Here is a 10,982-nt window from a genome sequence, read left to right as displayed (position 1 = left end):
CAGCGCCAACAGCACGGCCGCTCCGGCGATCAACGGCGCCCGATGCCGCCTGACGAACTTGCGCGCGTGGTAGGCCCGCGTCGGGGCGACGGCCGACACCGGTCGGCCGTCGCGCCACGCCTCCAGGTCGCCGGCCAGCGCGGCCACGGTCGGATAGCGATCGCGCGGATCCTTGCGCAGCGCCTTCAGCACGACGCTGTCGAGCTCGCCGCGCAGCACACTGGCGACGGGCGGTGACGCCACGCGGCTCGGCGGCGGCGGATCCACCTCACAGATCGCGCGCATGGCCTCGAGTGGGGCGTGCCTGGCCAACTCGTACGGAGGCTGGCGCGTCAGCAGCACGTAGAGCAGCACGCCGAGCGAGTACACGTCGGTGGCCGTCGTAACGCGTTCACCGCGCACCTGTTCGGGGCTCGCGTACTCGGGCGTGAAGCTCAGGTGCCCGGTTCTCGTGAGGCCCGCGCTCGCGCCCTCGTCGGGCGAGACGAGCGTGGCGATCCCGAAATCCAGCAGCTTCGGTCGTCCGTCGGCGGCGACCAGGATGTTGGCAGGCTTCAGGTCACGGTGGACGACGAGCTGCTGGTGCGCGTGGGCGACGGCCTCGCACACGGCGAGCACGAGAGCGACGCGCGCACCCACGTCCAACGCCTGCCCGGTGCACCACGTGTCGATGGGCTGGCCCTCGACGTACTCGAGCACGAAGTACGGCACGCCCTCGTCAGTGGTGCCGCCGTCGATGAAGCGGGCGATGCCGGGGTGATCCAGCCCGGCGAGCACCCGGCGCTCGAAGCGGAAGCGGTCGGCGAGGGTCGGGGCCGCCCAGGCGGACGTCAGTACCTTGATGGCCACCCGCTGGCCGAAATCCTCGCCCTCGCGCCGGGCCTCGTACACCACGCCCATGCCGCCGCGCCCGATCTCGCGGACGACGCGGTACGGGCCGATCCGGCGGCCCTCGGCCGCCCGGTACGCGTCCTGCTCGCACTGCTCGACGGCCGCCGTGATGTCCGCTGGTGTTTCGAGAAACGCCGGGTCCTCGTCGTACGTCCTCAGCAAGGCGAGCACCTCGCGGCGGACGGCCTCGTCCCCGCACGCGGCCCGCAGCCACGGCACGCGCTCGTTTGCCGACCGCGCGCAGGCCTCGTCGAACAGGCGCGTCACGAGGGTCCAGTCGGCGCTCACGCGGGGATCTCGCCATTCATGTGGCGGCGAATCCAGGTCTTGGCGACGAGCCAGTCGCGCTTCACCGTGGCCGGCGAGATGTCGAGGACGCCAGCCGTCTCCTCGATGGAGAGCCCCGCGAAATGGCGGAGCTCGACGATGCGGCTCTGCTGGGCGTCGAGCTGCTCGAGGGCCTCGAGGGCCGCATCGAGGTCGAGCAGATCCACGGGTGGCGCCGGCACCCGGCCGTCGGCCTCTGACAGTTCGACCTCGATGGCACCCGCACCTCGCTTGGCCGCCAGTCTCGCGCGGGCATGGTCGACAAGCACCGCCCTGACGATGCGGGCGGTCACGGCGAAGAAGTGGGTGCGGTCGGTCCACTGCTTGCCGGGGCCCTGTTGGGCCAGCCGGAGGTACGCCTCGTTCACCAGGGCGGTGGGCTGGAGTGTGTGGCCCTGGCGTTCGCGGCTGAGATGCTGTGCGGCGATGCGCCGCAATTCCGGGTAGACGACCTCGATCAGGCTCGTGAGCGCCTCAGGTTGGCCACTGGTCCAGTCTCGCAGCAGGCGGGTGAGGTCAGGGGGCTCGGGAGACATCGGGAGCGAGGAACACCATTCTACTAGCCAGGCGACAGGCCCGCGATTCGAGCGCGCCTCACGGTTCGAGCCGAGGTGCGGGCTTCAGCTCGTGCAACTGCGGAAAGTGGCCGAGGGGCTGCGCGCCCGGTTTGGCAAGGCGGCGGCGCTGCTCGAGTAGCGCGCAAGGTCATGCAGACGGTCGCATAGCCACCCGAGACAGACCCGAGCCGCCTCGGATTGTCGGCAATTTGTCAAAGGAATGAGCCCTCGGCGACAACGACCAAGGCGCGCAGATCCGCGCTTCACGGCTCGCCGGTCAAGACCCAGTAGATATACTCGGCCGCCCCTTCGGCGCTGCCGGTGACCTCGTATTCGAAGCCGAAGGACCATGCCCGCATCGAGAAGTCCAGACTTTCGTCTTCGTCGGTGCCTCTGACCCCGCCAAGCAGCACGATGTAGTGACCGGGGATCGCATCGTTGTCATCCTGCGCGTGCTTGCGCGCGCCCCATCCCGAACCCGCTGCCGCCGGCAGGTTCCGGCGCTGCCACCAGACGGGCGATTCGCGATGCGTCGTGCCGCCGTCATGGATCATGTCGGAATCGATCAGCACGATGGCGACACCACCGGCGTCGATGGCTCGCTGCGCCGCCCTCATCGCCTCCATCTCCCCGGTGTGATAGACGTTGTGCAGCGTGCCGCGCAGCCCGAGAAGCTGTTCGATCCACGCGACGATCTCGGTCGGCCACGTGAATCCTTCCCAGCCCTCGCCATCCTCCACGTCCTGGATAAGGTTCTCCTCGTCCCGGATGGTTGCAGCCAGCAGCCAGTCGGCCTGCGGGATGGCCACCGCCGGGAGTGCTCGGAGATCGTCCTCGGCCACGAACGTATGACCGCCGATGGTCGAGAACGTGCCGTGGTCCAGCAACTCGGCCAGAGCCTTCACGTAGCGCGTCGGCTCGCGGCGTGCGAACTCGAACAGCAGCGCGAACGGACCACAGAGATCGGTGCTGTCCTGCTTGAAGGTCGAGGGGTTGCGCAACCGCTTCCGTGCGTTGCGCACGACCGTGGCTCGCGACATGTGTGCCCACCGCACGGCACCGCCGGACGCCAGTTTCCGCAACTCACGCCCGGGTCCGGCGAACCGCTGCGTGACCGCGCGTGTCGAGATCCTCCCCTCATTGCCGATCAATCTGGGCCAGACGTTGGCCAGTGACTGGCGCACGCTCCATTCGGGGCCGTCATCGGTGAGCGCGAAACGGGCGTCTTTGAGCGTCATGGCAGGGAACCTCGCCCATAGTATCCTCTCGCATGGCCGAGAGACTGGTTGTCAAGCTTCCTGGCGAAGCCACGGAGTACGTCGTCCTTGAGGTCGAGACGCTCATCGACTTCGGTCAGGGACGAGGACCCAAGGCCGGCGTCATCACCATCAAGGACGGCGCCGTGCGCATCACCGGGTCTGGCGCGGCGACGCTGGCCGCGGAGATTCAGGATGCCGGCGGCACCCTGCCGGCGACACTCAGCTTGAACAGCGGCAGGCAGCGCGCCGTAGTGCTGCAGGCGCACCCCAATCCCGCGACAGACAACTCGCGCGCCCCCCTTCGCCTGCAGGGCAAGCCTGCGCTGATGCAGATGACCGACGACGAGGGTCGCGTCCACGTCAGGATCGATGGCGATAGCGGCAGTCTCTGGCTTGGAGGGAAAGGCACGGACGGTGACGCGCTCCTGTTCGCGGCCGGGGACGATCCGGTCTCGACACAGGCGGCGACGATCCATCTCGCGGGAGGCGCCGCGAACACAGGCGGGTCGGCGGTGTTCAGGTCGGCCACCGGCAAGGAGCGCGTCGTCCTCGAGGCGCAGGGCGCGCGGATGTGGATCGGCGGCAACGGCGCTGGCGGAGACATCTGTGTGTTCGCTCAGGGCGAGACCGAGACGCGCGACCACACCAAGGCGACGGTCCACATCAACGGCGACGCGGGCGACATTGTCCTGCGCAACGCCGACTGCGCCGAGGAGTTCGACACCTCGGAGCCGCTCGCCGCACCGGGAACCGTCATGGTCATCGCCGACGACGAGTCACTCGCCCCCAGTCAGCAGGCCTACGACCGACGTGTGGCGGGTGTGGTCTCTGGTGCGGGACGGTATCGTCCGGCGATCGTGCTCGACCGTCGCTCGGAGCCAGGCGAGCGCCTGCCGATCGCGCTCGTCGGCAAGGTGCACTGCAAGGTCGACGCTGATGCCGGGGCGATCGAGATCGGTGACCTGCTCACGACGTCAGCGACGCCCGGCCACGCCATGAAGGTCGGGGACCACGGACGTGCGCTGGGCTCGATCATCGGCAAGGCGCTGCAGCCGATCGCCAGCGGCAAGGGCATGATCCCGATTCTCGTCGCGCTGCAGTGACGACGGCGGCACGCATATCGCTGTGGCCGTGGCCGCCGGGACCATACGCAGACGCAGGCCCGGCTCACGGGATAAATCCTTGATTCTAAAGTGGTGCGCCCGGCTGGATTCGACCGCGAGGCGAGCCGGAGGCGGAGCCGCGCGGCTGAAGCCCGCCGAGGCGCGACCATGTCGCCCTCGGCGACGTGGTGCGCCCGGCTGGATTCGAACCAGCGACCTTTGGCCTCGGAGGACCCTGGAACGGCAATGCAGGAGACCGTCTGAGACCGCCTGCCGTGTGTTTTCAAGGAGTTGCGTCAACTGGTCACAACCCGCGACGGCCTCGAGCCGCCGCATCCCCTTTCTCTTGTGCCGTTCGTTCCGCCGCGGCTCAACTGCGACCCGTTGCAGGAAGAACTGCCGCCGCAGCGAGAAACTCACGCGGGCGGCTCCGGCCGAAAACATGGACAGGTCCAAGGGATGGCGTTCATGGCCACACGACTTCAATGCGGCCAGTCGCCGCCTGAGTGAGCTCGAACCGGCTCATGCGCGCGCGCCGCAGGTCGTTTGCCTCGTCAGGGATTCGGATCTTGTTCTGCGGTTCTTCTCGAAGACGAGGAACGACCTCACATGCCTTGACCTCTCGAGAGCCCAGTCGCGCGCGCGCTCCAAGTGCCGCGCAGGTTACTCAGGCGACGGCAGGGGCCGGCGGAGCGGGCGCCGCCCTCGGCGTGGGGCCGGCGTGGCATCAGCGGTCGCGGCGACGCGCTCCGCCCGTGAGCGGATGAGCGTGGCGATACGCGTGAGTTCCTGATGGTCGAGAACACCACGCTCAGCGAGGCTGTCGCCCACTTCCTCGAGTGCTCCGAGCACCAATCCGACGAGTTCCCCGACGCGCCCACGAACATACGGCGCACCCATCCCGATGTCGCTCGCGAACTTGCCCCACGTCGAGCCGCCGATCTCTTCGAGCGTGGAGGCGCCACCGACCTTCATCGCGAATCGCGGCGAGAGCTCGGGGTACGCCGAGGTGCACAACAAATCGTAGAACGGTGCGAGCGTGACAATGCTCCCCAGCAGCAGGCTGAAGTTCTTCCCGTGCGCATCGGCGTTGCCGACGATGACGTTGAAGATGGCGACGTCGAGCAGCGCCAGGACGGCCAGCGCCGGCCGCAGGGTCACCCGCCGCACGAGCGCAAACGTGTCGGGCAGCGTGGGGCCGCCCTCGGCCGCGTACTTGTGCTCGGGCACGATGCCCAGCGCCTGGCAGATGTCCTCCTGGTGCAGGCGGCGCACGCGACCGCCCTCGGTCAGGCGCCGGTCGTAGCGCTCGATGAGCAGGTACGGACGGCGCTCCACGGCACGGGGCTCGACGTGCGCCACCGCGAGTCCACAGCGGGCAGCGAGTTGCATCACGAGCGCTTCGTTCTCGGTGGTTCCGGAGAATCGCGCAATCGGCGGCTTGAGGATGTGCGTCGTCGGTTGCCCAGGCACCGGCAGCGCCACGCGGTCATCGACCAGCACGACGGGCAGCTTCGACTGCGCGCCGGCGAGTGACAGGCGGAGGCCGTCCTGCCCGGCCAGCAGCGGCCGGCTCTGCAGACGGTCGAGGATGTCTCGCAAGGCCTCCTCCTCGAGCGGCCGAGTGGTGACGTCGCTGTCGGAGTGTGGCGGGGTCACCCCCTCGGGCAGCAGCGTCAGTGCGCCGGCGACGTCTCCCCCCAGCGCGTCGAGCAGCGCGAAGTCATTGCCGCGCGACACGCCCAAGGCCCGGGCGACGCGATCGCGCTGGACGTCCTCGGGCAGCAAGCCCGCAAAGAACGGGCGACACTCGCGCCGCTTGAATGGCGCCTCGCGCTTGGGCAGCGAGAGAGACAGCGGCGGCGCGGCAGCATCCGCGAGCCACGTGGGCTCGTAGACGAACTGCATCTCTCCGTGCTCGTTCGTGCGCAGCGTGCCGACTGCCCGCCCGTCCCACCAGACCCGAAGCGAGTGCTTCACGTGTCACTCGGCCCCTGACGTGGTGGTCGCACCTCGACACGGCACCCAAGCGCCGCCAGGACCGCCAGGGTCTTGCCGATCTGCGCGGTCGGCTTGCCGGCCTCGAGTTCGACAAGAAAGCGCAGGCCGACCCCAGCGACGGCGGCTAGTTGCGCCTGTCGCAACCCCTGCGTGAGCCGGGTCGTGCGGATGAGGGTGCCGAGTTCAATAGGCGACATGGACGTTCCCGATCGGGAACATAGCACACTCGAGCACCGCTGCGCCCTCAATATTCCCGATCGGGAATAGTACCCATCAAGGCAGGACGATACGCGGTCGTTGTCCCGAGCGGGAATCCGCTACCGACCCGCAGAATAGAGAACGTCTTGAGGTCAACTCAGTGTCGACTGCTGCAGGAGCAGGGCTACCTCGTGCTGCGCTTCCTGGCGGAGGACGTTGCGAAGGATCTGGACACGGTGCTCGACGTCGTGCTTCGCGCGCTTGTTCACCGATGTCGATGAACGGGGCGAGCCGTCACGGATTGTCGGTAATTTGTCAATCAACACCGGGACGCTGCTCTGGTGCAGCAGGACATCGATGGCGCCATGACGTGCCAGGCACGTGCCAACAGCTTGATTGAGCGTGACTTTGAGGTGCCTTGCCACGCGTCGGGCCGCCGCCGAACCGCCGCAACCGCGTGGATAAGGCAGCCAACGGTCGCAGCCGCCAACCCTGCCTTGCAAGTTATTGATTATAAATGACTTGGTGCGCCCGGCTGGATTCGAACCAGCGACCTTTGGCTTCGGAGACCAACGCTCTAATCCAGCTGAGCTACGGGCGCGCTAGGGGTGCGACGACGGCACACCGGGTGGCCCCGGCACGTCACGACCGCCGGACAGTGTACCACCCGGAGACGCCCCGTGTCCGCACCGAGCGCAGCCTGGGCGCGGCACCTTACGCCAGCAGCTTCTCGATCACGTGGCCATGCACGTCGGTGAGGCGGAAGTCGCGACCCTGGAAACGGAACGTGAGTTTCTTGTGGTCGAGGCCGAGGAGATGGAGGATCGTCGCGTGGATGTCGTGGACGTGCGCGCGATCCTCGATCGGGCTGAAGCCGAGCTCGTCGGTCTCGCCGATGCGCGCGCCGGCCTTCACGCCGCCGCCGGCAAACCACATCGTGAACGCATCGATGTGATGGTTGCGGCCCATGGTGTCGCGGTTCTCGCCCATCGGCGTCCGGCCGAATTCGCCGCCCCAGATCACGAGCGTATCCTTCAGCAGGCCGCGGGACTTGAGGTCCAGCACGAGCGCGGCCTGCGCCTGGTCGACCTCGCGGCAGACCTTCTCGAAGTCGCCCTGCAGGTTCTCGCCGGGGCCGCCGTGGCTGTCCCAGTTGGTGTGATAGAGCTGCACGAAACGCGAGCCGCGCTCGACGAGCCGGCGCGCGAGCAGGCAGTTGCGCGCGAACGAGGGCGCGTCGCCCTCGATGCCATAGAGCTTCTTCGTGGCCTCACTCTCGCCCTGGAGATCGATGAGCTCGGGAGCGCTGGCCTGCATGCGCGAGGCCATCTCGTAGGCGGCGATGCGCGTGTGGATCTCGGCGTCGCCGGTCGCGACGGCGTGACTGAGGTTGAGATCGCGGATGGCGTCGATCGTCTGGCGCTGGCGCTCGGCGGTGACGCCCTCGGGGTTGGCCAGGTTGAGAATCGGGTCGCCGCTGCCGCGCAGCGGGACGCCCTGGTAGGTTGTCGGCAGGAAGCCGCTGCCCCAGTTCACCGCACCACCGCGCGGTCCGCGTGGGCCTGACTGGAGCACGACGAAGCCCGGCAGGTCGCGAGACTCGCTGCCGAGCCCATAGGTGAGCCACGCGCCCATGCTCGGCCGGCCGAACTGGCCGGAGCCGGTGTTCATGAAGAGTTTCGCCGGGGCGTGGTTGAACAGATCCGCCGCGCACGAGTGCACGAACGTGACGTCGTCGACGATCTTCGCCGTGTAGGGAAACAGCTCCGACACCCACGCGCCGCTCTGGCCGTGCGGCCTGAAGGCGCGGCGCGTGCCGAGGAGCGTCGTGCCGTGGCTCGAGTCCATGAACGCGAAGCGCTTGCCCTCGATGAGCGAGGGCGGCACCTGCTGCCCGTTGAGCGCGATCAGCTTGGGCTTGTAGTCGAAGAGCTCGAGCTGGCTGGGCGCGCCGGCCATGAACAGGAAAATGATGTTCCTGGCGCGCGGCGCGTGGTGGCCGGGTTTGGGCGCCATCGGATCGGGCAGGCCGGCAGGCCCCTGGGCCGCGTGGAGCCGGCGCTCGCCGAGCATCGAGGCCAGCGCGATGCCGCCGAGGCCCATCGCACAGTGGCTGAAGAAGTGCCGGCGGGTCTGCTCGCCGAGGTGCGCTGCGGGATCGAGGGGAGGACGTGTCGGCATGGGCGTCAGTTGCGCGTGATCGTCTCGTCGAGGTTCAGCAACACGCGGGCGACGGTGGTCCAGGCCTCGCGTGCGGACGCGGAGGGCTGGATCTGCGCGAGCAGGTCGCTGAGTCGGCGCGACTCGTCGGGCGTGGGCGAACGGGACACGGCGAGCCGGAACGCGTAGTCGATGCGGCTGGCCTCGTCGGCGCCGCCCTCGCGCTCGATGCGCGCGGCGAGAGCGCCCGCGAACTCGAAGAACTGCTGGTCGTTGAGGAGCGTGAGGGCCTGCAGCGGGGTGTTGGACCGCAGACGGCGCGTGCAGGCGCTGAAGCCATCGGCGGCGTCGAAGACCGCGAGCGCGGGGTGCGGCGTCGCGCGCCAGGCATGTGTGTAGAGCCCGCGGCGATGGCGGTCGTCGCCGGTGCTCGCGGTCCAGTCGCGCTTCACCTGGCCGAGCGTCATCACGCCGTCGGGCTGCGGCGGGAAGACCGGTGGGCCGCCGATCTGCGGCGCCAGGAGCCCGCTCGCGCTCAGCGCCACGTCGCGCACGATCTCGGCGTCGAGGCGCAGGCGCGACTGGCGGGCGAGAAGCTTGTTGAGTGGATCGATGATCTCGAGATCGGGTCGGGCGTTGGAGGACTGGCGGTAGGTGCTGGAGGTGACGATGAGGCGGTGCAGCGCCTTGAGGCTCCACTTCTGGTCGACGAATTCGACGGCGAGCCAGTCGAGCAGCTCGGGGTGGCTCGGTGGCAGGCCCTGCGTGCCGAAGTCGTTCTCCGTCTCGACCAGGCCGCGGCCGAAGTACTGCTGCCACACGCGGTTCACCATCACGCGCGCGGTGAGCGGGTGCGACGGCTGGAAGAGCCAGCGCGCCAGATCGAGGCGGGTGGGCGCGCGATCCGGCGGCGGCGTGAGCGGCGGCAGAATGCCCGGCGTGCCGGGCGCGACGCGCTCGCCGCGGCGCGTGAAGTCGCCCTTGATGAAGATCACGCTCTCGCGCGGCTGCGGCAGCTCGGACATGACGAGCGTGGTGATGGGCTTGGGCTCGCGGCGCTCGAGGCGCGCGAGCGCGACGTTGTTCGTGCGGAACTCGGGCGTGGCCCCGGGGAACGCGGCGTAGAGCGCACGCTTCTCCGCGAACGTCAGCTGGTCGAACGGGCGACCGACGGCGTCGCGCGCGGTGGCGCCGAGCTTCAGCCGCGCGGGCCCATCGAGCGCTGCAGCCCACGCGACGGCGGCGGGCCCGTAGGTGTTGAGGTAGCGATCGAGATCGCCGCGCGCCTCGTCGAGCTCGTGCCGGAGGGACTCGGGTGCCTGTACCTCCCCGGGAAACTCGAGCGTGCCGCCGGGCGTGGCCTTGCCGTGGCCATCGTCCACCGTGCTGTTGAAGAACGCGTAGAGCTGGTAGTAGTCGCGCTGGGGAATCGGGTCGAACTTGTGGTCGTGGCACTGCGCGCAGCCGACCGTGAGGCCGAGGAAGGCGCTGCCGAACGTGCTCACGCGATCCATGACGGACTCGACCCGGAACTGCTCGGGATCGATGCCGCCCTCCTGGTTGATCTGGGTGTTGCGGTTGAACCCGGTGGCCACCCGCTGGTCGCGCGTGGCGGCGGGCAGCAGATCCCCGGCGAGCTGCTCGACGACGAACTGATCGTAGGGCTGGTCGCGGTTGAGGGCGGCGACGACCCAGTCGCGGTACTTCCACATCTGCCGCGGCGCGTCGATGGAGTAGCCGTTGGAATCGGCGTAGCGTGCGACATCGAGCCAGAGGCGTGCCCAGCGCTCGCCGTAGTGCGGCGAGGCGAGCAGGCGATCGACGGCGCGCTCGTAGGCATCGGGGGCGCGATCGGCGAGGAAGGCGGCCAATTCGGCGGGCGTCGGCGGGAGGCCGGTGAGATCGAGGCTGACGCGGCGCAGGAGCGCCGCGCGATCCGCCTCGGGTGCGGGCGCGATCTTCTCCTGCTCGAGACGGGCGAGGATGAAGCGATCGACGACGGTGCGCGACCAGTCGCGTCTGGCGACGACGGGCTCGTCTGGGCGCACCGGCGCGACGAAGGACCAGTGCACGGCCTTGTCCGGCACCTCGTTCACGGGCGCGGCAGCGCCGGCGTCGATCCAGGCGCGGATCGCCGCGATGTCGGCGTCAGCGAGCGCCGGCTTCTTGTAGGGCATCTGCGAGATGTCCTCGTGCGTGCCGAGGAGGACCTGCACGAGGATGCTCGCCTTCGAGTCGCCGGGGGTGAGGGAGGCGCCCGTATCGCCGCCCTCCTTCATGAAGGCCACGGTGTCGGCGCGCAGGCCGCCCTTCTGCTGCGAGGCGCCGTGGCAGCGGTAGCAGTGTTTCGCGAGGATCGGCTTCACGTCGCGGACGTAATCCACCTGCGCCGAGGCAAGGGAGGCCGTGCCGGCAAGGAGCAGGGGGACAGCGAACCACCGCACAAGCATGGGAGAGGATAGCTGGTGGCCGAGGGAGACGAAAGT

At 69.0% G+C, this 10,982-nt stretch carries 9 protein-coding genes and 1 tRNA gene; 2 read left to right on the top strand and 8 right to left on the bottom strand.

Annotation, left to right across the window (positions count from 1 at the left end; all coding sequences use genetic code 11):
• The 3 genes from Q0C41_RS04265 to Q0C41_RS04255 form a co-directional block, all read right to left on the bottom strand.
• Positions 1 to 1,179 (bottom strand): serine/threonine-protein kinase (locus Q0C41_RS04265; RefSeq protein WP_291981245.1); only part of this gene is annotated, 1,179 nt, incomplete at its 3' end.
• Positions 1,176 to 1,754, bottom strand: coding sequence for a sigma-70 family RNA polymerase sigma factor (locus tag Q0C41_RS04260; protein WP_291981244.1), 579 nt, complete (start codon positions 1,752 to 1,754; stop codon positions 1,176 to 1,178). The genes Q0C41_RS04265 and Q0C41_RS04260, both read right to left, overlap by 4 nt.
• Positions 1,755 to 2,038: 284 nt before the next feature.
• A complete protein-coding gene (locus tag Q0C41_RS04255; RefSeq protein ID WP_291981243.1) occupies positions 2,039 to 3,013 on the bottom strand; it encodes a hypothetical protein in 975 nt (324 codons plus the stop codon).
• A gap of 32 nt (positions 3,014 to 3,045) precedes the next feature.
• Between Q0C41_RS04255 and Q0C41_RS04250 the strand changes: the two genes are divergently transcribed.
• Positions 3,046 to 4,137 carry a hypothetical protein gene (locus tag Q0C41_RS04250; protein ID WP_291981242.1) on the top strand — a complete coding sequence of 364 codons (1,092 nt, stop codon included), beginning with the start codon at positions 3,046 to 3,048 and terminating at the stop codon, positions 4,135 to 4,137.
• Positions 4,138 to 4,800: 663 nt separating this feature from the next.
• Here the strand turns inward: Q0C41_RS04250 and Q0C41_RS04245 are convergent.
• On the bottom strand, positions 4,801 to 6,117 hold the full coding sequence (locus Q0C41_RS04245) for a type II toxin-antitoxin system HipA family toxin (RefSeq protein ID WP_291981241.1): 1,317 nt from the start codon (positions 6,115 to 6,117) through the stop codon (positions 4,801 to 4,803).
• On the bottom strand, positions 6,114 to 6,335 hold the full coding sequence (locus tag Q0C41_RS04240) for a helix-turn-helix domain-containing protein (RefSeq protein ID WP_291981240.1): 222 nt from the start codon (positions 6,333 to 6,335) through the stop codon (positions 6,114 to 6,116). Before Q0C41_RS04240 ends, Q0C41_RS04245 begins: the two co-directional genes overlap by 4 nt.
• Before the next feature lie 192 nt (positions 6,336 to 6,527).
• Here Q0C41_RS04240 and Q0C41_RS31350 point away from each other — a divergent pair, with 192 nt between their 5' ends.
• Entirely contained in the window at positions 6,528 to 6,617 is a 90-nt protein-coding gene (locus Q0C41_RS31350; RefSeq protein ID WP_367079119.1) for a hypothetical protein, read from the top strand.
• 242 nt (positions 6,618 to 6,859) lie between these two features.
• Here the strand turns inward: Q0C41_RS31350 and Q0C41_RS04235 are convergent.
• The 3 genes from Q0C41_RS04235 to Q0C41_RS04225 all read right to left on the bottom strand — a co-directional run bounded on the left by Q0C41_RS04235 (position 6,860) and on the right by Q0C41_RS04225 (position 10,940).
• Positions 6,860 to 6,937 (bottom strand) — tRNA-Arg (locus Q0C41_RS04235).
• A 113-nt stretch (positions 6,938 to 7,050) separates the two neighbouring features.
• On the bottom strand, positions 7,051 to 8,517 hold the full coding sequence (locus Q0C41_RS04230) for a DUF1501 domain-containing protein (RefSeq protein WP_291981239.1): 1,467 nt from the start codon (positions 8,515 to 8,517) through the stop codon (positions 7,051 to 7,053).
• Positions 8,518 to 8,522: 5 nt separating this feature from the next.
• The gene (locus tag Q0C41_RS04225; protein WP_291981238.1) at positions 8,523 to 10,940 is read right to left on the bottom strand and encodes a PSD1 and planctomycete cytochrome C domain-containing protein; all 2,418 of its coding nucleotides are present in this window, start codon (positions 10,938 to 10,940) and stop codon (positions 8,523 to 8,525) included.
• Positions 10,941 to 10,982: the final 42 nt, after the last annotated feature.

It is taken from the genome of Luteitalea sp. (assembly GCF_022842525.1).
In the GTDB taxonomy this organism is placed as follows: Bacteria; Acidobacteriota; Vicinamibacteria; order Vicinamibacterales; family Vicinamibacteraceae; genus Luteitalea.
The sequence above is the reverse complement of the archived record's forward strand: the minus strand, read 5'-3'. Positions and strand labels throughout refer to the sequence as shown.